General features: G+C 69.5%; 18 protein-coding genes and 1 pseudogene. 9 read left to right on the plus strand and 10 right to left on the minus strand.

All coding sequences use genetic code 11. The features are described from left to right. Nucleotides 1-8: 8 nt before the first annotated feature. Genes AB0959_RS31040 through AB0959_RS31050 form a run of 3 tightly spaced genes read right to left on the minus strand, consistent with a single transcriptional unit; the run spans nt 9 to nt 2562 of the window. Nucleotides 9-677 (minus strand): ABC transporter permease, encoded by a 669-nt coding sequence (locus tag AB0959_RS31040; RefSeq protein ID WP_366829974.1) that lies wholly within the window; start codon nt 675-677, stop codon nt 9-11. Continuing rightward, the gene (locus tag AB0959_RS31045) at nt 674-1381 is read right to left on the minus strand and encodes an ABC transporter permease subunit (RefSeq protein WP_366829975.1); all 708 of its coding nucleotides are present in this window, start codon (nt 1379-1381) and stop codon (nt 674-676) included. The genes AB0959_RS31040 and AB0959_RS31045 overlap by 4 nt, the downstream gene beginning before the upstream one ends. Next, complete coding sequence (locus tag AB0959_RS31050) at nt 1378-2562, minus strand: ABC transporter ATP-binding protein (RefSeq protein ID WP_366830048.1); 1185 nt, start codon at nt 2560-2562, stop codon at nt 1378-1380. Before AB0959_RS31050 ends, AB0959_RS31045 begins: the two co-directional genes overlap by 4 nt. A gap of 246 nt (nt 2563-2808) precedes the next feature. Between AB0959_RS31050 and AB0959_RS31055 the strand changes: the two genes are divergently transcribed. Both AB0959_RS31055 and AB0959_RS31060 read left to right on the plus strand, forming a co-directional pair. Next, a complete protein-coding gene (locus AB0959_RS31055) occupies nt 2809-3033 on the plus strand; it encodes a hypothetical protein (protein WP_366829976.1) in 225 nt (74 codons plus the stop codon). After that, nucleotides 3030-5126 (plus strand): glycosyltransferase family 39 protein, encoded by a 2097-nt coding sequence (locus tag AB0959_RS31060; protein WP_366829978.1) that lies wholly within the window; start codon nt 3030-3032, stop codon nt 5124-5126. Before AB0959_RS31055 ends, AB0959_RS31060 begins: the two co-directional genes overlap by 4 nt. Nucleotides 5127-5232: 106 nt before the next feature. On the opposite strand, the gene AB0959_RS31065 is transcribed toward AB0959_RS31060, so the two are convergent. Together AB0959_RS31065 and AB0959_RS31070 are read right to left on the minus strand one after the other, a co-directional pair. Beyond that, nucleotides 5233-6402, minus strand: a complete 1170-nt coding sequence (locus AB0959_RS31065; protein ID WP_366829979.1) for a Cmx/CmrA family chloramphenicol efflux MFS transporter — start codon at nt 6400-6402, stop codon at nt 5233-5235. A gap of 252 nt (nt 6403-6654) precedes the next feature. Then, nucleotides 6655-7476, minus strand: a complete 822-nt coding sequence (locus tag AB0959_RS31070; protein WP_366829980.1) for an FCD domain-containing protein — start codon at nt 7474-7476, stop codon at nt 6655-6657. Nucleotides 7477-7638: 162 nt separating this feature from the next. Here AB0959_RS31070 and AB0959_RS31075 point away from each other — a divergent pair, with 162 nt between their 5' ends. From AB0959_RS31075 to AB0959_RS31100, 6 genes are read left to right on the plus strand one after another with little or no spacing between them, the layout of a single operon-like run. Continuing rightward, nucleotides 7639-8535 (plus strand): proline iminopeptidase-family hydrolase, encoded by an 897-nt coding sequence (locus AB0959_RS31075; RefSeq protein ID WP_366829981.1) that lies wholly within the window; start codon nt 7639-7641, stop codon nt 8533-8535. Nucleotides 8536-8546: 11 nt separating this feature from the next. Continuing rightward, nucleotides 8547-10283: an ABC transporter substrate-binding protein gene (locus AB0959_RS31080; protein WP_366829982.1), complete on the plus strand. Its 1737-nt coding sequence runs from the start codon at nt 8547-8549 to the stop codon at nt 10281-10283. 8 nt (nt 10284-10291) lie between these two features. Further along, a complete protein-coding gene (locus AB0959_RS31085; RefSeq protein ID WP_366829983.1) occupies nt 10292-11308 on the plus strand; it encodes an ABC transporter permease in 1017 nt (338 codons plus the stop codon). A gap of 8 nt (nt 11309-11316) precedes the next feature. After that, a complete protein-coding gene (locus AB0959_RS31090) occupies nt 11317-12285 on the plus strand; it encodes an ABC transporter permease (protein WP_366829984.1) in 969 nt (322 codons plus the stop codon). A gap of 7 nt (nt 12286-12292) precedes the next feature. Beyond that, a complete protein-coding gene (locus AB0959_RS31095; protein WP_366829985.1) occupies nt 12293-13390 on the plus strand; it encodes an ABC transporter ATP-binding protein in 1098 nt (365 codons plus the stop codon). Further along, a complete protein-coding gene (locus AB0959_RS31100) occupies nt 13387-14442 on the plus strand; it encodes an oligopeptide/dipeptide ABC transporter ATP-binding protein (protein WP_366829986.1) in 1056 nt (351 codons plus the stop codon). Before AB0959_RS31095 ends, AB0959_RS31100 begins: the two co-directional genes overlap by 4 nt. Here the strand turns inward: AB0959_RS31100 and AB0959_RS31105 are convergent. Next, the gene (locus AB0959_RS31105) at nt 14424-15470 is read right to left on the minus strand and encodes a GNAT family N-acetyltransferase (protein ID WP_366829987.1); all 1047 of its coding nucleotides are present in this window, start codon (nt 15468-15470) and stop codon (nt 14424-14426) included. The two genes, AB0959_RS31100 and AB0959_RS31105, sit on opposite strands and share 19 nt — an antisense overlap. A 269-nt stretch (nt 15471-15739) precedes the next feature. On the opposite strand from AB0959_RS31105, the gene AB0959_RS31110 reads away from it, so the two are divergent. After that, nucleotides 15740-16738 (plus strand): lysylphosphatidylglycerol synthase transmembrane domain-containing protein, encoded by a 999-nt coding sequence (locus tag AB0959_RS31110; RefSeq protein WP_366829988.1) that lies wholly within the window; start codon nt 15740-15742, stop codon nt 16736-16738. A gap of 61 nt (nt 16739-16799) precedes the next feature. Here the strand turns inward: AB0959_RS31110 and AB0959_RS31115 are convergent. The 4 genes and pseudogenes from AB0959_RS31115 to drmA all read right to left on the minus strand — a co-directional run. Next, nucleotides 16800-17006 (minus strand): annotated as a pseudogene (locus AB0959_RS31115) (peptide-methionine (R)-S-oxide reductase); the annotation flags it as partial. A 91-nt stretch (nt 17007-17097) separates the two neighbouring features. Then, a complete protein-coding gene (gene drmC, locus AB0959_RS31120) occupies nt 17098-17949 on the minus strand; it encodes a DISARM system phospholipase D-like protein DrmC (RefSeq protein ID WP_366829989.1) in 852 nt (283 codons plus the stop codon). Further along, on the minus strand, nt 17862-19772 hold the full coding sequence (locus tag AB0959_RS31125) for a DUF1998 domain-containing protein (protein WP_366829990.1): 1911 nt from the start codon (nt 19770-19772) through the stop codon (nt 17862-17864). Before AB0959_RS31125 ends, drmC begins: the two co-directional genes overlap by 88 nt. Continuing rightward, on the minus strand, nt 19769-23632 hold the full coding sequence (drmA, locus tag AB0959_RS31130) for a DISARM system helicase DrmA (RefSeq protein WP_366829991.1): 3864 nt from the start codon (nt 23630-23632) through the stop codon (nt 19769-19771). Before drmA ends, AB0959_RS31125 begins: the two co-directional genes overlap by 4 nt. Nucleotides 23633-23920: the final 288 nt, after the last annotated feature.

Here is a 23920-nt window from a genome sequence, read left to right on the forward strand (position 1 = left end):
CGCGCCCGTCAGCCGCTCCTGCGCACCCCCGGCGACACAGCGATCCGCGACACCGCCCAGAACAGCGCGAGTGTCGCCAGCGCCATCAGGGCCGTCAGCGTCGCGCCGCCGACCACCTTCTCGTAGTTGCGCTGGTAGAGCCCGTCCACGATGTACCGGCCGAGCCCGCCGAAGCTGACGTACGCGGCGATGGTCGCCGTCGAGACGATCTGGATCGCGGCCGAACGCAGGCCCCCCAGGATCAGCGGCAGCGCCTCGGGCAGTTCGACCTGGAACAGCACCCTGCTCTCCGGCATGCCCATGCCCCGGGCGGCGTCGACCGGTGAGGGGTCGACCGAGCGCACGGCCTCGTACGTGGTCACGAGGATGGGTGGCACGGCGAGCACGACGAGCGGGACCATCACGGGCAGCATGCCGAGCCCGATCAGCACGAACAGCAGCACCAGCAGACCGAAGCTGGGCAGGGCGCGGGCGGCGGTCGCGATGAACGCGAGCGTGTTGCCGCCCCGGCCGGTGTGCCCGGTGATCAGCCCGACGGGGAGCCCGATCGCGGCGGCGATGACGAGGGCGAGCAGCGAGTACTGGATGTGCTCCCACACACGGGTGGGGATGCCGTCGTAGCCGTGCCAGTGGGCGCTGTCGCTGAAGAAGGCGTTGACGAAGTGCAGGACGTTCACCGGGCCGTGTCCTCCAGGGCGAGGGCGGCCGGGTCGGGCTGCTCGGCCTTCGGTTTCGTGTGCGTGCGGCGCGGCATCCACGGCGTCAGCAGGTTGCGCAGGAGCACCAGCAGGGCGTCCACCAGGATGGCCAGGACGGCGGTGGTGACGACCGAGTTCACCGCGAGCTCGGGCCGGTGGTAGAACATGGCGTCCGCGAGCAGGTTGCCGAGGGCGCCCTGGTTGCCGATGAGGGTGCCGACGCTGACGAGGGAGATGCTGGACACGGTCGCCACGCGCAGTCCGGCGATGATGGCGGGCACCGCGATCGGCAACTGCACCTGGACGTACCGGCGCAGAGGCCCGAAGCCCATGGCGGTGGCCGCCGCGAGGGTCTCCTGCGGCACCGAGCGGACCGCGTCCACGATGGCGGGGACCAGCACCACCAGGCTGTAGAGGGTCAGCGGGATCATCACGGTGAGCTCGGTCTGGCCCGTGTAGTCGATGAGGACGACGAAGAAGGCCAGCGACGGGATCGCGTAGATCACGGTCGTCACCCACAGCACGGGCGGGTACAGCCAGCGCAGCCGTACGCACAGCTGGGCGATCGGCAGGGCGAGGACGAGTCCGGCCAGCACCGGCAGCAGCGCCTCCCTCAGGTGCAGCCCGATCAGCCCGAAGTAGCTGTGCTGGAGGTCGCTCGGGATGTCGAAGAACCCGCTCATCCGGCGACATCCGCCTTCCGGTCCGTACCGTCCGTCTTCCGTTGTGGACCGTCCGTCTTCCGGCCGGTGTCGTCCGCCGTCCGGCTCGCGGCATGGGCGCCGCGGATGGCCTCGCCGATCGTCTCCTGGGAGACCACGCCGACGACCTTCCCGGTGCCGTCCACGGCGACGGCCCAGCCGGTCGGCGACAGCACGGCACAGTCCAGCGCCACGCGCAGGGAGTCCTGACCGGCGACGAACGGCCGCCCGTACGCCAGGAGTTCCTCCCGTGCCGCGCCCGGCAGTCGGCCCGGCTCGCTCCAGCCGAGCGGCTTGCCGTCGCCGTCGGTGACGAGGAGGTACGGCGCCCCGGAGGCGTCCGCGGCGGCGATCTGCTCGGCGGTGGCGTCGACGGCGACGACCGGGCCGGTGAGCAGGTCCAGGCCCTCTGAGGGGAAGAACGACAGCCGCCGGATGCCGCGGCCCTCGCCGAGGAAGTCCTCGACGAACGCGTCGGCCGGGTCGCTGAGCAGCTCTGCCGGCTCGGCGAACTGGGCGAGATGCCCGCCGGTGCGCATCACCGCGACCTTGGTGCCCAGCCGGATCGCCTCGTCGATGTCATGGGTGACGAAGATGATGGTCTTGCCCAGCTCGCCCTGGATCCGCAGGAGTTCCTCCTGCAGCCCTTTCCGGACGACGGGGTCGACGGCCGAGAACGGCTCGTCCATCAGCAGCACCGGCGGATCGGCGGCCAGGGCCCGGGCCACCCCGACGCGCTGCTGCTGACCGCCCGACAGCTGGTACGGGTACCGCTTGGCGAGCGAGGCGTCGAGCCCGACCCGCTCCATCAGCTCCTCGGCCCGCGCCCTCGCCTTCTGCTTGCTCCAGCCCAGCAGGCGGGGCACGGTCGCGATGTTGTCGGCGATGGTGCGGTGCTGGAAGAGGCCGGCGTTCTGGATGACGTACCCCATGGACCGGCGCAGCGTGTTGACCGGCTGCTTCTGGATGTCGACGCCGTCGACGAGGATCGTGCCCTCGCTGGGCTCGACCATTCTGTTGATCATCCGCAGCGTCGTCGTCTTCCCGCAGCCCGAGGGCCCGACGAGGACGGTGATCGACCGGTCGGGTATCTCCAGCGACAGTCTGTCGACCGCCACCGTGCCGTCCGGGTACCGCTTGGTGACTGAATCGATCCGTATCAAAACGCCGGACATCCTTCGGAATTGAGGAGGGCGACTGCCGCGGCCTTCTGTCGAACAGCCGTTTGCGGGGACGAGTCTAGACGGCGAGTGTGACGCGCCTGAGGCGGGCGTGTGGCGGGATGCGCGCGGGTGACCTGGGGCGCGGCGGCGGCCGACGCTGTGGGCGACCTGTGAGTTCGCTGATTCTCATCCTCCCCTCAGTACGGCCTCACGATCGCCCCAGACAGGGCCCTGATGGTCGCTGCCATGAACGAAACGAACGCGGGAGGCGTCCGGAACACGGACGTCGATCCGTCCACCGGCCTGGGCACGGGCCGGATGCCGCGCTCCACCGTGACGGGTCACGCCCGCGTCACCGGCGTACCCCGGCGGACGAGCACGCCACAGGTACCGGCCGCCCGCAAGTCCCCCGCTGTCCTGTCCCTCGGGGCGCACGCCTCTTCCCTGGAGCACCTGGAGTACGCGTCATGACGACCCTCGCCCCACCGCCCCGCAAGCAGGGTGCCCGGCACTCGGCGCACCGTCCGGCCCCGGCCGCCGACGGGGGCTTCGCCGCCCGCGCCCGGCGACTGTTCACCGGCGCCCCCGAGGACCCGCGCTGGGCCCGCCCCGCGCTGTGGGCGATCCTGGTCCTCGCCACGGCCCTGTACGCCTGGAACCTCTCCTCCATCACCGGCAACACCTTCTACGACGCGGCCGTCTACAGCGGCACCAGGAGCTGGAAGGCGTTCTTCTTCGGCGCCCTGGACTCGGGCAGCTTCATCACCGTCGACAAGCCGCCGTTCGCGCTGTGGGTGATGGGCCTGTCGGCCCGCGTCCTCGGGTACGGCACCTGGCAGTTGACGCTGCCGATGGTGGCGGTGGGGACGGGTTCGGTGGCCCTGCTGTATCGCATGGTCAAGCGGGACTTCGGGCCGGTGGCGGCCACGATCGCGGCGCTGGCGCTGACGCTCACCCCGATCACCGTCGCCATCAACCGCGACACCAACCCGGACCCGGTCCTGGTCTTCCTGATGCTGCTCGGCGCGGCCGCGCTGATGAAGGGCGTGCGGACCGGACGGCTGATGCCCCTGGTGTGGTCCGGGGTCGCGATCGGCTTCGCGTTCAACACGAAGATGATGCAGGCCTACGTCGTCCTGCCCGCCTTCTTCCTGGTCTACCTCTGGGCCGCGAACGCCCCGCTCGGCAGGCGGATCCGCAACCTGGCCGTCGGCACGGTGGCCCTAGTGGTCTCCAGTGCCTGGTGGATGGTGGTCGTCGACCTGATCCCCGCCTCCTCCCGCCCCTACATCGGCGGTTCGACCGACAACACGGTCTGGGACCTGGTCATCGGCTACAACGGCTTCGGCCGTATCTTCGGCGCCGGTTCGTCGGTGGGCTCGCAGGGCAACGGGGCGAGCTTCGGCGGCGATTCGGGGCTCTACCGGATGTTCAACGAGATCATGGGCGGCCAGATCTCCTGGCTGATCCCGTTCGCGGTCGTCGCCCTCGTGGGCGGGCTGGTGCTGCGAGGGCGGGCGCCTCGTACGGATGCCAGGCGGGCGGCCCTGCTGCTGTGGGGCGGCTGGTTCGTCCTGCACTACCTGACGTTCGCCCTGGCGGAGGGCACCTTCCACCCGTACTACGTCACGGCCATGGCTCCGGGCGTCGCGGCGCTGGCGGGGATCGGTGCCGTGATGCTGTACCGGGCGTTCGTGGAGGGGTCGGTGGCGAAGTGGGGATGGGTGCTGCCGGGTGCCGTCGCGGTGAGCTCCGTGTGGGCGGTCGTCCTGCTCCAGCGGGTGTCGGGCTCCGGGACGCTGTACACGGTCGCCGAAATCGTGGTCGGTGTGGCGGGCGCGGCGTCCGTGCTCGGGCTGCTGCTGGGCCGGTTCACCAAGCGGCAGCGGCTGATCGGGATCGCGTCGCTGGCGGCGGTCGTCGCCCTGCTGGCCGGTCCCGCCGCGTACTCGGTGTCGGCGGCGACGACCGCGAGCACCAACGGCACCAACCCGACGGCCGGGCCGAACACCGGCGGCGGCATGGGTGGCGGTGGCGGCACGGGCGGCGGTCAGCGACCGGGCGGGAACGCGTCGAGCGGGAACGCGTCGAGCGGATCGAGCAGTCGGTCCATGGGACAGCCTCCGTCGGGTAACGCTCCGTCCGGCAGCGCCTCCGGCAGCGGCTCCTCGTCCTCCACCGAGAGCGAGAGCGACAGGGCGACCGGCGGTGGCGGCATGGGCGGCGACACCCAGGTGTCGTCCGAGATGATCAGTTACCTGAAGAAGAACCAGGACGGCGCCACCTGGCTGGTAGCGGTGGCCACCGACCAGACGGCGTCCTCGGTCATCCTGGAGTCCGGTGAGCCCGTGATCTCCATGGGCGGCTGGTCCGGCAGCGACAACGCGATGACCCTGGCCAAGCTCAAGAGCCTGGTGAAGTCCGGCAAGCTGCACTACATCGTGATCAGCGACAGCGGCCGGGGAAGCTCGAACTCCGGGATCGCCACCTGGGTCAAGAAGAACGGCACGGCGGTGAGCGACTACAGCGGCCTGTACCGCCTGGACGCCTCCGACGTGAGCTGACAGCCACGTCCACCCTGCCAGGGGCGGGCCCGCCGGACATCACGCCGGCGGGCCCGCCCCCTTCGTCGGGTCGGCACGCACCCTGCGCACCTTCAGTTCAGCACCTTCAGCTCAGCACCTTCGTGCCCCGTACCACCCGGGCCAGTCCCGCCACGGCGAACGCCAGTGCCACGAGCAGGGCACTGGTCCACAGCGGAGAGCGGTAACCGAGGCCCGCGCCGATGGTGAGGCCGCCCAGGGCCGGGCCGAGGGCGGCGCCCACGTTGAAGGCGGCGGTCGCGAACGAGCCGCCCAGCGAGGGCGCTTCGGTCGCCGCGTACAGCGCCCGCGTGATCAGCGTCGAGCCGACCCCGAACGAGAGCATCCCCTGGATCAGGACGAGGACCACCGCCACGGCCGGGTTGCCCGCTGTCGCCGAGAGCAACAACCATCCGGCGAGCAGGGCGAGTCCGCCCGGGACGAGGACCAGCGAGGGACGGGCGTCGGACAGCCGTCCGGCGACGGTGACCCCGGCGAACGATCCGATGCCGAACAGCGCCAGCACGGCCGGCACCCACGGCTCCCCCACACCGGCCACCGTGGTGGCGAGCGGCGCGAGGTACGTGAACGTGCAGAAGGTCGCCGCGTTCACCAGCGTGCCCAGGCCCAGCGTCACCAGCAGCCGGGGCCCGCGCAGCGCCCGCAGTTCACGGCGGGCACTGGGCGCGTGTGCCGGGGCCGGGTCGCTCGGCGAGGTGTCCGGCACCGACCACGCGATCGCGAGGGCGGCCGGTACACAGGCGAGGGCCACCGCCCAGAACGCCGCGCGCCAGCCCCAGAGCTGACCGAGCAGAGCACCGCCCGGAACGCCCACGACGCACGCCATGGTGATCCCACCGAGCAGTACGGACGTGGCCCGTCCCTTGAGGTGGGGCGCGACCATGCCGGTCGCCGTGGTGAGACCGACCGCCAGGAACCCGGCGTTGGCCAGGGCTCCGAGCACCCGTGTGGCCAGGAGGACGGCGAAACTGGTGGTGAGCGCGCCGATGACGTGCACGAGCACGAAGGCGGCCAGGAAGACCAGTAGCGCCCGCCTCCTGGGCCAGCGCAGACCGAGGATCGCCATCAGCGGCGCCCCCACGATCATTCCCACGGCGAACGCCGACGTCAGCGCGCCGGCGGCCGGGATGGACACGTGCAGATCACCGGCGATGTCCGGCACCAGACCGGAGAGCATGAACTCGGACGTCCCCTGGGCGAAGACGGCCAGACCGAGCAGGTAGAGAGGGATGGGCATGAGTACTCCACGCACCGCGTCGAAAGGACAGGAAGACCTGGAGAACGGCAGCCCGGTGGCGACGCGCGAGCAGCGGAAGAAGCGGGAAAATGACAGCCCGTGATGGATCGTCAGAGACCGCCCTCAGAGACGGCGAGGTCTCAACTGCTCAGCGCACGTGGGAAGAAGCCACCGGAACGACCGGTGGCCGGCGCCTGTCCGACTCGGGGCTCGACATGCTCATCACCGTAACAGAGCCCTCGGTGCGGCCCGTCAGGACGGTTCCGTACCGTGTACGCGGGCCAGGACGTCCCGGATCAGGTCGGCGCTGATCGTGAAGTGGTCCCGGGCGATCTTCTCCGCGCACTCGGGCTCGCCCGCCGCGATGGCCTCGTACAGGGCCTTGTGGTCCTCGCCGGCGCGGAGGAAGTGGGACCTCTCGCCCCGGCCCCAGGGTTCCGCGGGGAAGCCGAGGCTGATCCGGGTGAGCAGGTCCTGGCTGAGCATGGTGATCTGCGGGTTGTGGGTGGCCCGGCAGATGCTCCGGTGGAACGCGCTGTCGGCGATCCGTTCCTCGCGGGGACTGTCCGCCGAGAGGTAGGCGTCGAGGGCGTCACGCATCGGCGAGAGGTCCTCGGGCCGTCGGCGGCGGGCGGCGGTCGCGGCCACCATGCCCTCGACCAGCCCGCGCAGGTCGAAGACCTGCTCGAACTCCTCCCAGCGGGGCAGCAGCGTGCGGCGCACCGCGGCGGCGGTGGACTCGCTCCAGCTCTCGCGGACGAAGGCCCCGCCGTTGCGGCCGCGGCGGATCTCGATGACGCCCACGGCCTGGAGGCGGCCCACGGCCTCGCGCACGGTGGGGCGGCTCACCCCCAGCAGCCCGGTCAGCTCGCGCTCGACCGGCAGCCGCTCGCCCGGCAGGAAGTCCCCGACGGCGATCGCGGTGAGCAACCGGTCGCAGACCTCGTCGACCGCCGAGGCCACGCGGACCGGCCGCAGCTCCGGCGAGGGAGCACCACCGGACAGGGCGCGGTCGAGCATGCGCGAGAACTCGTCCTCCGTCAGCTGTCCTCCCGCGCTCTTGTAAACGGACACCGCACACGTAAACACGCAGTTACGTCTTGCCCCGGCACCGCTAAAAGGTCTTGTGGACTGAGCATTTACCCATTGAGTATGGCAGCCATCCCGTCACACCCACCTCTTTCGGACACGGACCGGCTGATTCTCGATACTCCCGCCGGTCCGGGAGGAACTCCCGTGGCGATCCCCGAACCGAACCACACCGGAACCGTCGACTTCAACGGCTGGTCCACCTGGTACCGGATCACGGGCGAGCCGGGCAGGACACCCCTGGTGGTCCTGCACGGCGGACCCGGCGCCGGTCACGACTACACGCTGCGCATCGCCGGCATCGCCCGGCAGGGCCGCCAGGTGGTGCACTACGACCAACTGGGCACCGGACGCTCCAGCCATCTGCCGGGCGAGGGCGCCGACTTCTGGACGGTCCAGCTCTTCCTCGACGAACTCGACACCCTGCTGAAGGCGCTGGGCATCGCCGACGCCTATCACGTCCTCGGCCAGTCCTGGGGCGGCATGCTCGCCGCCGAGCACGCCGTGCGGCGCCCGGCCGGGCTGCGCGGCCTGGTCATCGCCAACTCCCCCGCGTCCATGGAGCTGTGGCTCGCCGCAGCGGGCGAACTGAGGGGCGCGCTCCCGCGCGAGGTCCAGCGGACCCTGCTCGCCCATGAGGAGGCCGGCACCACCGGCCACCCCGAATACAAGGCGGCCGAGGGGGTCTTCAACGAGCGCCACGTCTGCCGCGTGGTCCCCAACCCGCCCGAAGTACAGGCCACTTGGGACAACATCGCGGCCGACCCGACCGTGTACCACACGATGAACGGGCCGAACGAGTTCCACGTCGTCGGCACCCTCAAGGACTGGTCGGTCATCGACCGGTTGCACCTGATCGACGTACCCACCCTGCTCGTGTCCGGAAAGTACGACGAGGCGACCCCGGAGACCGTCCGGCCCTTCGCCGACCGCATCCCGGACGTGCGCTGGCACCTCTTCGAGCACTCCAGCCATATGCCGCACATCGAGGAGGAGGAGCTGTACCTCCAGGTCGTCGGCGCGTTCCTCGACTCCACCGACTAACGGGAGTTCGGATGTCCCGTACCACCAGACGTACCCCGGCCAGACGCACCGCCCTCGCCGCGGGCGTCGTCGCTCTCGCCCTCACCTCGGCCGCCTGCTCGTCCTCCGGCGACGGCGCCTCCTCGAACCCGACGTCCTCCTCCGGCTCGGCGTCGTCGGCCTTCCAGCCGCAGCACAAGGGCGGCACCCTGAAACTCGTCGCCCACGCGGCCGCCGGCAGCTTCGACCCGCAGGTGAACTACACGCTGCAGTACTGGCAGCTGTACCAGTCGATGTACGACGGTCTGCTGTCGTTCAAGAAGGTGGGCGGCCAGGAGTCGTTCACCGTCGTCCCGGACCTGGCGGCGGCCATGCCCAAGGTGACCAACGGCGGGAAGACGTACACCTTCACGCTGCGCAAGGGCGTCAAGTTCTCCGACGGCAAGAGCGTGACCACCGACGACGTGGTGGCGTCCTTCCAGCGCATCTTCAAGGTCTCCAGCCCCACCGCGGGCACCTTCTACAACGGCATCGTCGGAGCGGACGCCTGCCTCAAGAAGCCCGCCACGTGCACGCTCGACAAGGGCGTCGTCGGCGACGCGTCGGCCGGTACGGTCACCATCAACCTCACCGCGCCGGACTCGGAGTTCCCGTACAAGCTGGCCGTCCCGCACGCCAGCATCCTGCCGAAGGACTCCCCCACGAAGGACGCGGGCACCAAGCCGCTGCCGACCACCGGCCCGTACATGGCGGCCTCCTACGACCCGAACCGGCAGCTGAAGCTGGTCCGCAACCCGCACTTCAAGGAGTGGTCGCGCCAGGCCGAACCACAGGGCTACCCGGACGTGATCGAGTACTCCTTCGGGCAGACCGTGGAGTCCGAGGTGACCGCCGTCCAGAACGGCACCGCGGACTGGATGTACGACCCGCCGCCCGCCGACCGCCTGAACGAGATCGGCACCAAGTACGCCTCGCAGGCGCACGTGAACCCGCTGACCGCGTTCTGGTACGCGACGCTGAACGTCAACATGGCGCCGTTCAACAACAAGTTGGCGCGGCAGGCCATCAACTGGGCCGTCGACCGGGAGGCCGTGGTGCGGCTGTACGGCGGCAAGAACCTCGCCTCCCCCGCGTGCACGATCCTGCCGCCCGGCTTCCCCGGACACGTCGACTCCTGCCAGTACACCAAGGGCGGCGGGAAGACCTGGTCGGCCGCGGACCTGGCCAAGGCCAAGGAACTGGTGAAGAAGTCCGGTACGGCCGGGCAGGAGGTCGGCATCGTCGTCCAGGACGACGACGTCAACAAATCGATAGGCCAGTACCTGCAGAGCCTGCTGAACCAGATCGGCTACAAGGCGACCCTCAAGCCGCTGTCGGCCAACATCCAGTTCACATACATCCAGAACACCAAGAACAAGGTCCAGTTGGCCCTGACGTCCTGGTACCAGGACTACCCGGCGGCCTCGGACTTCCTCAACGTGCTGCTGTCCTGCGCCTCGTTCCACCCCGGCAGCGACTCCAGCATCAACATCTCCGGATTCTGCGACAAGGGCGTCGACGCGCGGATGAAGACCGCGATGACGACCGCGCAGACCGACCAGAAGAGCGCCGACCAGCAGTGGGGCACGATCGACCAGGACATCATGAAGCAGTCCCCGGTCGTCCCGCTGATCAACCCGAAGATCATCGACTTCACGTCGAAGCGGGTCGGCGACTACCGGTTCAGCAAGCAGTTCTACATGCTCGTCGGGCAGTTGTGGGTCAAGTGACCGCCACCGTGACCATATCGCCCACCGCGGAGGCCCGGCGCTCGCCGGGCCCCTGGCGGACGGCCGTCGCCGACCTGGCACGCAACAGGTCGGCGACGGCCTCGGCCCTCGTCCTGCTCGTCGTCGTGGTGGTGTGCCTGTGCGCACCGCTGTACGCCGGGCACATCGCCCACACCGACCCGTTCCGCTCCCACGTCTCCGGCACCACGGTCGTGGACGGGAAGACGGTGCCCGTGCTGACCCCGAGCAGCACCGGCCTCGGTCTCGGCGTCACGCCCATCGGCCCCACCTGGGACCCGGGCCACTATTTCCTCGGCGCCGACAACCAGGGCCGCGACGTGATGGCCCGTCTGCTGTACGGCGGCCGCACCAGCCTGTTCATCGGCGTCACGGCGGCCGTGCTCACCGTCGTCGTCGGCGCCGCCGTCGGCATCGTCGCCGGCTACGCGGGCGGTGTCGTGGACGCGGTGGTCGCCCGGATCCTGGACGTGATCTGGGCGTTCCCCGTGTACCTGCTGGCCATCTGCCTGTCCGTGGTGCTGCTGACGGACGGGCTTCGCCTGGGCCCGGTCACCGTGGAGGCGGGCAGCCTGTGGCTGCCCGTGGTGATCATCGCGGCGATCTACGTGCCGTACATCGCCCGTCCGTTGCGCGGCCAGGTCATGGTGCTGCGGAACAAGGAGTTCATCCAGGCGGCCATCGGCTCCGGGTCGCCGACCGCGCGCATCCTGCGACGCGAGGTGCTGCCGAACGTCCTGCCGACGGCCATCGTCTTCGTCCCGCTGATGACCGCGCTGGCCATGCTCACCGAGTCGGCCCTGTCCTTCCTGTCCGTCGGCGTGCAGCCGCCCGACGCCAGTTGGGGCACGATCGTCGAGGACGGTCTCGGGCTGCTCTACACCCGGCCCGCCGTGACGATCGCCCCGGGCCTGCTGATCGCCGTGACCACGGCGGCGCTCAACGTCCTGGGCGACGGCGTGCGGGACGCGCTCGATCCGGGTGCCCGCCTGCGCGGAGGGGTGTGAGGAGACAGATGCTGTACTTCGCCGTCCGGCGCTTCCTCTCGGCCCTGTTGGTCATGTTCGCGATCAGTGTGCTGGTCTTCCTGATCTTCTTCGCCACGCCCGGCGTGGACCCCGCGGCGCGTATCGCGGGACGCAACGCCGACGCGGCCACCCTGGCCCAGGTCCGCCACTCCTTCGGCCTCGACCGGCCGATGCCCGTCCGCTATCTGCTGATGATGCGGCACCTGCTGGTCGACCGGGACCTGGAGTCGTTCGTGAACCGCGGCTCCCGCGTCATCCCGCAGATCGTGCAGGCGACGCCGGTGACGCTGTCGCTGGTGGTGGGCGCGGCCGTGATCTGGATGGCGGCCGGCATCGTCATGGGGACGGCCGCGGCGGCCCTGCGCGGCACGGCCGTCGACCCGCTGATCATGCTGGTGGGCGTGGTCGGCGTCTCGCTGCCCGCCTACTGGCTCGGCGAGGTCGTCAACCTGATCACCCAGAAACAGTTGCACGGCTCGGTGTTCTCCTGGGTGCCACCGCCCGGGTACGTCGGCCCCAGCCAGGACGTGGGCCAGTGGGCGCTGCACCTGCTGTTCCCGTGGCTGACCCTGTCGGTGCTGTACGCCGGGATCTACGCCCGGCTGCTGCGCGGCGAGATCATCACCGCCCTGAACGAGGACTACGTCCGTACCGCCCGCGCCAAGGGTCTCTCCGAGCGCCGCATCCTGGTCCGGCACGCCCTGCGCTGCTCCCTCATCCCCATCGTGTCCCTCTTCGGCCTGGACTTCGGCGCGCTCGTGGGCGGCGCCGCCCTGCTCACCGAGGTGGTGTTCGGCCTGCCCGGCATCGGCAAACTCACCTTCGACGCCCTCCAGAACCTGGACCTGCCCGTGATCATGGGGACGGTCCTGTACGCGGCGTTCTTCGTGGTGCTGGCCAACGCGCTGGTGGACGTCCTGTACGCGCGACTGGATCCGAGGGCCCGCCATGCCTGATGAACCCATGCCTGGTGAACCCCTGCTGGACGTAACCGATCTGAGGGTGCGTTTCCGTACCCGCACCGGCACGGTGACCGCCGTGGACGGTCTCTCCTTCGCGGTCGCCCCCGGCGAGATCCTCGGCGTCGTGGGCGAGTCGGGCTCCGGCAAGAGCGTGTCGATGCTGGCCGTGCTGCGCCTGCTGACCAGCCGGAACGTCACGGTCTCCGGCGAGGTCCGCTTCCGTGGCCGCGACCTGCTCACCCTCCCCGACAAGGAGATGCGCTCGATCCGGGGCCGGGAGATCGCCATGGTCTTCCAGGACCCGATGACCGCGCTCACCCCCGTCTACACCGTGGGCTGGCAGATCGCCGAGCAGATACGGGCCCACGAGCGGGTGTCGCGGAAGACGGCGCACGCCCGCGCGGTCGGGCTGCTGTCGGACGTCGGCATCCCCGACGCCGCCTCACGCGTGAAGGCCTACCCGCACGAGTTCTCCGGCGGCATGCGCCAGCGCGCGGTCATCGCGATGGCCCTCGCGTGCGGCCCGGCCCTGCTGATCGCCGACGAACCGACGACGGCGCTCGACGTCACGATCCAGGCCCAGATCCTGGATCTGATGCGGGAGTTGAACGAACGCGGCTCGGCGGTCGTCCTCATCACGCACGACATGGGCGTGGTCTCGGAGATCGCCGACCGGGTGCTGGTCATGTACGGCGGCCGGGTGGCCGAGGAGGGCCCGCGCCGCTCGGTGTTCCACGGCCCGCGCCACCCGTACACCTGGGGCCTGCTCGACTCGGTGCCGCGCGTCGGCGGTCCCCGGCTGCGGCGGCTGCCCACCATCGCGGGCATGCCCGTGGCACCGGACGACCTGGAGAGCGGGTGCGCGTTCGCTCCGCGCTGCCCGGCCCGTCACGACCGCTGCGAGGAGCGCCCGGCGCTGTCCGGGCACCCCGGCGAGGCCGCGCACCGCGACGCGTGCTGGCTGCCGCCGGACGACCGGGCGTCGCTACGGGTCGCGACGCGGACGAGCAGGCCGGCCCCGGCGAACCCGGCGGACCCGACAGGTTCAGCGAATACGCCGGATACACCGGATACGGCAGACAGGGAGATGGCGCCGTGACCACGCAGAACACAACGGTGGCCGACCCCGCTGCCCGCCCGGACGACGACGTACTGCTGCGCGCCTCCGACGTCGCCAAGTACTACCCGGTGCGCACCGACACGCTCACCTGGAACTGGGGCCGGAACCGGCCGGGCAGGGTCCTGCGGGCCGTCGACGGAGTCTCGCTGGAGGTACGGCGGGGCGAAACCCTCGGTGTGGTCGGCGAGTCGGGCTGCGGCAAGTCCACGCTCGGCCGCTGCCTGGTCAGGCTCACCGAGCTCACGAGCGGCCGGGTCGAGTTCGACGGCCGGGACATCACCACGCTGTCCGCACGCCGGCTGCGTCCCGTCCGCCCCGGCATGCAGCTGGTCTTCCAGGACCCGCAGGCCTCGCTGAACCCCCGCCGCCGGGCCGGGGACATCGTCGCCGAGCCGCTGCTCGTCCACCGGTACGGGGACGCCGCCGCGACCAGACGCCGGGTGGCCGAGCTGTTCGACGTCGTGGGACTGGCCTCCGCCCACCTCGACCGCTACCCGCACGAGTTCTCCGGCGGCCAGCGCCAGCGCATCGGCATCGCCCGCGCGCTGGCCACCGACCCGAAGCTGATCGTCGCCGACGAACCCGTCTCCGCCCTCGACGTGTCGATCCAGGCGCAGGTGCTGAACCTGTTCGCCGACCTCCAGGACGAGTTCGGGCTCACGTACGTCTTCATCGCCCACGACCTCGGGGTGGTCCGCCATGTGTCGGACCGGATCGCCGTCATGTACCTGGGCGAGATCGTGGAACTCGCGGAGACGGAAGCGCTGTACGCGGCACCCGACCACCCCTACACCGAGGCGCTGATGTCGGCGGTCCCGGACATCGACGACGACCCGGACGGCCCGGGCACGGAGCGCCGTGAACGCATCGTCCTCACCGGCGACGTGCCGAACCCGGTGGCCAAGCCGGCCGGCTGTGCCTTCCACACCCGCTGCCCGTACGCCCGGGAGCGGTGCGCGGTGGAACGCCCCCGCCTGACGGAGACGTCCCCGGGCCGCCACACGGCCTGCCACTACCCCCTGACGGACTGAGGCGGCACGACGGGCTGGGGCGGCACGACGGACTGAGGTGGCACGACGGACTGGCGCGGCACGACGGACTGAGCTGGGACGGGCCGGACCAACTCCCATGTGTCCACGGCGTAGTCGAGGCTCATGCCGTGCCGTTCGTACAGGGCGAGGGCACCGCTGCTGTTGTCGGTGTCCACGCCGAGGCCGATCCGGTCGCGGCCCAGCGCCGCGTAGTGCCCGAAGGCGTGGCGCAGGAGGTGGCTGCCGAGCCCCTTGCCCCGGGCCTGACTGAGGACGGCGAGGTTGCCGACCCACGCCATCGAGGCACGTTGGTTGTGGCTGCGCAGCAGGCCCGCGTCGCCGAGGCCGTCGACGTGCGCGAGCCAGACCAGCGACCAGTCGACCGTCGCGCCGTCGATGTCGTCCAGCCACTGTTCGTACGTACGCGGCTGGAAGTCGAAGTGGTCGACCATGGACTCCTGGAGCAGCGCGTGGGCACGCCGGCGGTCGGACTCGGCGAGGCAGGGACGCAGGGTCACGCCGGCGGGCGGCGACGGAACCCGGTCGAAGGCCGGATCGAGGGGCCGCTCCATCACGTTGTAGCGACGGACCGTCCGCCAGCGGCGCCCCCGGAGGGCGTCCAGGTCCATGGTGGGGGCGATGTTGAGGTGGAGGTGCACCACGGCCCGCTCGGCACCGTTGCCGGCCGCCCGCTCCGTGGCGCGGGCCTCCATCAGGTCGAACAGGTGCAGGGCGCCCTGTGTCCGGCCGGGCAGCGTGTAGTGGTCCATGTCGATCCGCTCACTGCCGGAGTCGTCCCACATCAGCCCGTACGCGACCAGCCGCTCCCCCTCGAACATCAGCCAGGAGTCGCGCTCCAGATCCACGTCGGGATGGATCAGGTCGGCCTGGACCTCGGCGAGCCCGGTGTCGGCCCGGCCGATCTCCACCAGATCGACCTCGTTGAGCAGCGCACACACCGCCTCCGCGTCGTCGAGCGTGGCCGGGCGCACGGTCAGGCCGGGCGGAAGGGGGGTGGGTGTCGTCATGGGTCCACTGTCGGGCGGCGAACACACCTGCCGCAACGGACTTTTCCCGGCACCGCGAGCCCTGTTCCGGGCGCCGGACGTGTCGCCCGCCCGCCGACGCGCCTTCGGTTCCCGGACACCGCGGCGTCACACCCGCCGGGAACGTTTTCGTCCGTCCCCTCCTGTCCCGCCCTGTCTCCGCTCCTGTCCCGCCCTGTTCCGCTCCTGTCCCGCCCTGTTTCCGTCCGCCCCGCACTGCGCGGGCGTGACGCGGAAGGACGACGTGTTCCGTGTCCCTGCTTCCGCTCGCTGATCTCCGCGGTGCCCTCCCCGCCACCGCCGTCCGCTCCCCCTCCGCCGTACGTCTCGCCCGCGGGGCGCTGACCCTGCTGCCGCTCCTGGTGATCGGAGCGTGGGCGGCGCTCGACTGGCGTTCCGTGAGCGAGGGAGCCGCCCGGCTGGCCTCCGCCGACCCCTGGTGGCTGCTGGCAGGCGCCTTCTTCATCTGCCTGGGCTGGGTGGCCGCCGCGTGCGTCCGGCAGGGAGCCCTGCCGGAGAGGCTTCCGCCGGTGCTGCTGTTCGCGTCGCAGTTCGCCGCCGGTGCCGCGAACCAGGTACTGCCGGCGGGCATCGGCGCCCATGCCGTCACCCTGCGCTTCCTCCAGGGCCAGGGCATCCCCCTCGCCCGGGCCACCGCCTCACTCGCCTTGTACTCGCTGGTCAAGCCGATCGCCAAGACGGCTGTGCTGCTCGTCTTCCTCGTGGCGTTTCCGGAGTTGCTCCGGATCGGTGACCTCGTCCCCGGAGGGTCGGCGTCGCTCCTGGCCGCCGGGAGCGTGGCGGGCGTTCTCGCGACGGCCGCGCTGCTCCTGACGGCCGTACGCCCGTTGCGCCGCCATGCGCTCGCCCTCGTGCGTACGGCCCTCACCGACGCGCGGCTCCTGCACACGCGGCCCAGTCGTGTGCTCGCCCTCTGGGGCGGGGCCGCCGCCACTCCGCTGCTCCAGGCGAGCGTGATCGCCTCGGTCGGGGCGTCACTGGGGCTCCCCCTGTCCTGGGCGCAGGTCGCGCTGGCGTACCTCGTCGCCAGTACCGCGGTGGCGGCGGTGCCCGCACCGGGTGCCATCGGGCCGGTGGACGCCGCGCTGGTGTTCACCCTGGCCGCGTTCGGCACGTCGATGAGCCTGGCGACGGCGACCGTCGTCAGCTATCGCGTCCTGACGGTCGGGGTGCCGCTGCTGCCGGGCGCGCTCGTCCTCTCGGCCCTCGTCCACCGCAAGGTGCTGTGACCGCAAGGCGCTGTGACCGCGAGGTGCTGTGAGGGGCCCGGGAGCGAGCAGCCAGGGAGTACTACGCCTCGTCCTCCGCCAGCCGCAGCGAGATGCTGTTGATGCAGTACCTCTGGTCGGTCGGCGTCGCGTACCCCTCGCCCTCGAAGACGTGCCCGAGGTGCGACCCGCAGCGGGCGCACCGGACCTCCGTGCGCACCATGCCGTGGGAGCGGTCCTCCAGCACTTCCACGGCGTCCGAGTCCTTCGGGTCGTAGAAGCTCGGCCAGCTGTGTCTCCTTCGTGCCAGAAACGGCACAGGGCTGATTGGCAGAAGGGTACCGCTGTTCAGCGTCGACGACATCGCTGGAGAAGGCCATTCACCAGTACCGTTGGAGTACACCAGTGCGCCGCAGTTCCTGGACATGCTCTGCAGTGCGGGTGGGCACTGACCCCCCCGTGATCAGTACTCCGGCCTCGATATTCCTGTCCACTCCCGATTGCGTGAAATTGGCGCTCGTGGTGAGCAGGACCCGTCTGTCGGCCAGCGCCAGTTTTGCATGCGTCTTGGCTCCCGGCTCGGCGCGATTACCTGGAGGCCAGTGCCAAATCCTGAGCCCTGACACATCGAGAAAGGCAGACGCAGGCTCTGTCCCGGAGAGGGCGCTGCCCGCGCCCTGCAGCGTTTCAACGACGACGTCAATACGCACGTCCCTGGCGGCTGCAGCCTCCAGCGCATGTGTGAGCGGCGTGTAGCGCGTCGCCGAATAGGTCATCAGGAGTAGTTCTCGCTGGGCTGAGTCAATGAGCTGAAGCAACACACGGCTGGTAGTCCTGACCGGGACTTGGTGCGTTGAAGGCCCACTCCAGACCAGCGAGACCTCCTGCTCCCTGACCCCCACGGAGTGGCCGGCCGCAAGGCCCCGCAAGTACGCGGCTGCCTCCGACGAGTCCATGCCGTCCGCCGTTATCGCGTGCAGAACCGACGTCCCCGACTCCAGGAATCCAGGAAACGCGCACGCGGAGAGGACCGAGGCCCTTGGACGTTGTCTTCCTATCTCTTCAGCGAGAGTACGGACGCCATCCGCTCCCACCACCTTCAGAGCTTCGGCCGCAGCTTGTTCAAATGCCGTTGCTTTGTCAGTCACTTGACTCCCTGCAACAGCACAAGGTCCGGGTCGTCGATAGGCACGATGAAGCGACGGTCCAGGAATCGGTTGCCGCGCTCGCACGTAGTCTCCGACACGAAGAGACAGACATGACATGCCGCGCCGTGGAGGAAGTCCTCGTGCGGAGGACGCGGAAGTCGCTCTGCGCAGAGAGGATCGGAGGAACAGCGCTCCGCGTCGGTCAAGGCCCGCCGCACGACGCGAGTGAACTTCTCTGGTTCGGCGAGCGCGACCAGGCCACCCAGAGTGCCTTCGGCATCCGGTACGGCCGTGTAGATCAGGATGCCCGTACGTGGGTCTCCCTCACGACCAGCGTAGATCCGTTCTGACAGGCTCGCCGAAGAGTAGCCGCACTCCAGCGCGATGGCCCGGATCAGCAGGTGAGAGAGGGTGTGCAGGGCGATGTAGCGTGCTCCGGGCCAGCCGCGAAGAGGCTCGTCGATGCCTTGGACGCGCCCCGAGTAACGGTTGCGGCGGAATTCGACGTACGCGTCCCGGTGTGCGGCCAGGGCAACCGAACCAGCCACTCGCTGTTCCCAGGAGGCGACCAACGGCTCGGGCATACGCAGGAAGATCCCCTCGCCACGTACTTCACTGGCCGGCACCCAAGCCGGTGTGCCGCTACGGGAGAGCGGGGCACGCGTGACCAGATCCGGGTCCTCGGGGTCGGGGGCGTCGAGGCGAGTAAAGCCAACGAGGGCACGCACTTCTCTGAGCCGTTCCGCCTGGACGATATGCGAGAACATGCCAGCCAGGGCAGGCGGAACGGTGATGTCACGGAGCGCGAAGTCCTCGGTCTGGTCCGGGACGTGAGGGCTGGTCAAAATCTCCCATTCCGGGGTGAGGAGGTCGGGGTACGACATCGGCTGGGCACCCGGTGCTGCTTCAGCGGCAGCCCTCTTCTCCTGGATGGCTGCGAAGACCTCGGCTTGCTTCCATTGGTGCAGCGGCTTGAACTGCTGAAGGTCCCAAACCAGTTCGAGCATGGCCGGGGCGTCCACCTTCTGAAGTGTGTCCCAGAGCTGCTCGATCTTTCCCTGCAAGGCGCTGCCGCTGGTGGGAGGGACGGCCAGGGCGCTGAGAGTCTGTGCGAACCACTGGTTCGAGGCGCCGATCACCAACGACTTGGGGGACTGTTCGCAGCCAGCCGCCTCGAAGGTCGCCAGGTGGGGATGGCGGCCCCGGCAACTCGGCAGGTTGGCTTCACCACGGGGGCCCATCGCGTCGCGGATATTCCGTTCCTTGCCGCAGTTCACGCACTTGATCTTGACGTTGGCGGCCTGGTTGCCGCCGTGGTCCAGCATCTGCAGGCGGGGGTGGCTGACCGCCGTGCACTCACCTCCGCGATGTACGAAGGTCGTGTACGGGAAGTCGTCCAGGTGCCCTGACTTGCAGACGAGTACGAAGCGCGCCGCTACGGCCAGCGGACGCTTGCCCTTGCGCTTCGTGGTGCAGTTCTCGTGGAAGAAGCGGGCCTGGTCCGGACGGCGCGGCTTGGCGTTCTCGAACTTGAAGACCTTCGAGTCCAGCGCACCGAGTTCGTTGCACGCGGTACACCGCAGCCACTGTGGGAAGGGCAGGACCGGCACACCCACCTTCGCCGCAGGTCCATTGGGGTCCGATTCCGCACCGTCCACCCACGGTGCCGGACGCAACTGCGTCACCTGTGGCCCATGAGGAGCGGCGAGCAGGCTGTTGACGGCCCGCAGCAGCCGCGGTTCCTTCAGATCATCCAATGACACGGAGTCGTACTGCCAGTCATCGATGCCCCGCACGAGAACGGCGAAGTTCGGCAGATCGACCAGCGCTCCGACGCCCCCGGTGAACATCAGGTGGCTCGGGCGCACGGATCCCACACGGCGGCGGTACTGAGCCTTGTCCGTCATGCCTGGGCCTTCTTTCCGCTCTGCCCGTTCGCTACGGCCTTGTTGTCCAGTACAGCGCCGGTTTCATCGCCCTCGGGCGAGTCCTCGTCGCCAGAGCCGTCTTGACCACCGCCCCCTGGATAGCTCCACGCGGGAGCCCCTCCAACCACATCGAACAAGCCACTGCCAGGGACCAGCAGATTGATCTCGTTCTCCGTCTCACGCATCGACTGGGCGACGGTGAGCTCGTCCCAGACCGCTCCGGTGGCTTTGTTCAGCAGCCCGGCGAGCTGCTGCCCTCTCCACTTGCCGTCCTCGTACCCGAGGCGCGCGTTGCCCTGCTTCTTCTGTGCCCAGGCGTCCTTGAGTGTGTTGATGCGCTCCGCGAGGTAACCACGGGCGCGTTCACCACCCACTGCCTCGGCACGGCGAAGGAAGCGCTCGGTGATCTGCTGTGCGGGCGGACCGTCGAGATCGACGTCGAACGCGTCGGCGTTACGTGAGTTGTGATCGGTCGCGTTGCGCACCGCGGCGATCCATGCGGCTGCCGTCGTGCGGTCGAGGGACCGGCGTGCGAAGGGCGTGACCGAGAGGGCTTCGACCTGGCGGTAGAAGGTGGCGTGGTAGTGGCCGAAGTTCTCGAAGTGCGCCAGGTCCCGGGGGCGGGTCCAGTTGTAGAGCGTGACGACCAGCCCCGGGCGCTTGGCGTCGCGGCCGACACGGGACGACGCCTGGATGTACTCGGCGGTGTTCTTCGGTTGGCCGACCACCATCATCAGGCCGAACCGGGTGACGTCCACGCCCACCTGGAGCATGGAAGTCGCGATGACCGTGTCCACCGCACCCGCCCCTTCGTTGCGAAGGTGCAGTTTCGCCAAATCAAGGCGCTGTTTGTGTTGCGCCGCGGCCTTCAACTCGTCGTTGAGGGCGATCTTGCGGACGGTCGTGTCCATCTCCTCGTCGAAGCCGACGTCCAACCGGGCGAGCACCTCGGTTATGTCTCCGGAGGAGATACGCGAGGTCAGCTCCTGCACGGACAGCATTTCCGTCCTGCGGAGCAGCCGGTTCGAGAGGCCCTTGCGATTGCCGTGGACTCGGACACGGGTGGCGATGTCGTCGTCCAGGAAGCGGCGCATTCCGGCGAGCTCACGGGTGGCGTTGAAGTAGCCCACCAGCGTCATGTAGGGGTCGGCCGACTTGCCGTGCTTGTCGAAAAGGGTCTGCCCGGCGAGAAGCAGGATCTCGGCCACGCGGATCTCCGCCTGCTTCATCCTCACGCCGTGCGCGCAGATTCCCAGGTAGCGTCGGCCGGGCGCCTGGTGCGACAGCGCGACCTGCTGTGAGAAGAACGTGTCCTCGACATCGATCACCTGGGGCGGGAAGATCGCCGCCTTCCTCGCGAAGACGCCAAGGATCTGATCGGCTGCTCGCTTCGTCGTAGCTGTGGATGCCACGATCTTGGGGCCCACGAGTTTCGTGGTTCCCGTGCCGTCGCGCATCGGCCAGCTGCACAATTCATCGACGGCCGCTTCGAAGAGCCCGACGGTGGTGCCCAAGGCGCCTGAGATCAGGTGGAGTTCGTCCTGGATGATCAGGTCCGGGGGCCGCAGTCGCGTTACTTCCTGGCTCTTGACCGCTTCGTACTTGCCCTTGGCGTTGTGCTTCTCGCCGCACTTTGTCCGCGTGTCCAGGTCGGCGTGCCGGTAGCCGTGGCGCGGGCAGAGCTGGGACACGCGCCCGAAGAGCATCCCCGCGTAGCCGCGCCAAGGGAGCTGGGCGAGCTTGTCGACCGTAGCGATCAGCAGGCTGGGGGCGAGACGGTAGATCTCCTCGTCCACCGTGAGGATAGGCAGCCCTTCGCGAGGGGAGCGCCGCTGAGAGAACGGGCAGGCGTGCTTGCCTTCGCCGTTGGCGCAGTAGAGGAGAACCCGGCGCAGATCGTCGTCGGGGTGGAGATCACGCTGAGCGCTGAGGGCTGTGCCGCACCAGGGACAGGCGAGAGTCTGCAGTACCTTGGCGCCCCGGCCGTCCCCCGCCTCTTTCGCTTCGGCGATCTGCTGTGCCGCTTCTTCGTAGCGGTTCGGGGAAACGGCCCCGCCCACCCAGAGTCCAATACGAAAGGGGGTCGTACCCCAGCGGGTGTCCCCGCCTTCGATGGCGTGTCGGCGCAGCACCTCCGCTGCACAGACCAGGGCGGCGGCACGCTGGAACTGCTGCGCGGTGAGGAGACGGAGGGTGTAGCGCATCAGAACGGCGACCCCGGCGTCACCACTGCGGGCATCCGCTCCGTCACCGATCGTGCCCTGAAGGCGGCGAATGGCGAAGGTGAATGCGGCAAGCCCGAGATAGGCCTCGGTCTTTCCACCACCGGTCGGAAAAAACAGCAGGTCGACGATGGCATCGGCGCCTGCTTCGCGTTCGGGGAGCGTGGGAGTGGCCAGGGCACGCAGATTCAGGAGGACGAACGCGAGCTGGAACGGACGCCAGGACGCGGCGGCAGGCCCTTGATCGGCGATCCGTTGCTGCGCCTCGGCGAAACTGAGGCCTTCCCTCTCGCGCAGCCCCGCGATGGCGGTGTGCCGCCGCTGAAGAGCCATCGCCCTGTTGGCGAACCGGAAGGCCTCCAGTGCCTCGGGCCGGTCCGGGTCTCGTAGAAGGTCCGCCCCGAGAGTGATCCGGACAGCCACCTCACGAGCCTGCTCGACCGCGGCGAGCGCGCTGTCCCGCAGGGCTGGAGGCAGCTGCTCGGCCTGCGCGTGACGTTCGTCGAGCCATGCACTGTATCCGTCTGCCAACGGTGCGAGTGCCGCCGTCAGTTCAGCGGGGGCAAGCTCGGCGAGCGCGTCCATGGAGAGCTCGAGACCGGCGAGCTGCTCGGCTTCGTCGCCGGACGGCGCAATGGTGGCGGGCACGTCGTGGACGGGAAGCCAGGTGGTGGTGAGCGCGCGAGCCCGTCGTTGGCCTTCGTCGATGGTCACCGTCACGGCGACGTTGCGACCCGCCGCGTGTTTCAGCTGGTTGCGGTAGAGCAACGTCAGGTGCTGCTCCTCCGGGTCGGCGACGCCGAACGTGTCCTGGTCGCCCTCCGCCGCCGTCTCATCGAGCGGATCGGAGATGGGCAGGAAGACGGATGCTTCGCCGTCCAGCGCCGTGACCCGCAATTCCGTCTGGAACAGCCATGCTGCGTCCTTGGACTGCTGGGGCTCCTCTTGGGCGTTCACAAGGGAGAGTTCGACCACTCGGGTCGGCCCGCCCGCTCCCGGCCGGGTTCGCACCTCGGCGACCAGACGCACCCCCGCGGACTCCGGGTCGTCCGCGGTGAGCGGAAGAACCTGGCGGGGCTTGCCGTCAAGCCGGATCTCGGGATTCTTCTCAACCTGCTCGCGGCTCCAGGTCGTACGGGCGACTCCGTCGTCGCTCAGCACCTGGGACTTGTGATAGCGCCCCCATCGCACCCGCACGGAGACCGCGTCCACGCCGTCGTCTGCGGCAACGGCAAACATCATGCCCATGGAAGACGCCCACATACGGCCGGCGTTTTGAGTGGTGAGCTTCTCGGGAAGGCTCTGGTCGCTGCCGTCCCCCTCACCGTCGGAGTCGTCGTCCAACTGCTCGCCGGTGGCCGCCAGAGAGGTCGTGAGCGTGCGCTTGGGGCCGATCAGACCAACGAGATAGCGGTCACGGGGACCAGCCGCGCGGTGGTCGAACTCCTCACTCGGTCCGTCCCAAGGGCCGAGCAGATCGCGGCTGATGAGCTTGCCCAGATCGTCCCGGACTCCGTAAGAACTGGCTGGGACGAAGCTCTGCTGTACCTCGCGAACCCTCTGGAGGAGGTCTTCCTCCAACGAGCCCGGCGGCACCTCAGCAGACTGACTGGGCATCGCTGCTTCTCTCCTTCGTACCTCATGGACGGCCCCCCTCCGAAGGCCCTCCCGGCTCTGCGGCGACCATCACGGGGACCCTGACTACCTGTTATGACTTGGATGCTAACGGCCACCACTGACATTCATAACGGGGCGACCGGTGCGGGCATGGCTTGTTCCGGATGCTCGGCGAGGTCTCTGTCAGCGCGCTTCCCCACCGGGTGGAGGGCCGGAATGCCGAAGGCGGTCTGTTCACAGAGTGCCCGTCCGGCTACCGTCAGTCCCAGAGGCCTCATCACCCACCTC

The organism is Streptomyces sp. NPDC046862 (assembly GCF_040704615.1).
In the GTDB taxonomy this organism is placed as follows: Bacteria; Actinomycetota; Actinomycetes; order Streptomycetales; family Streptomycetaceae; genus Streptomyces.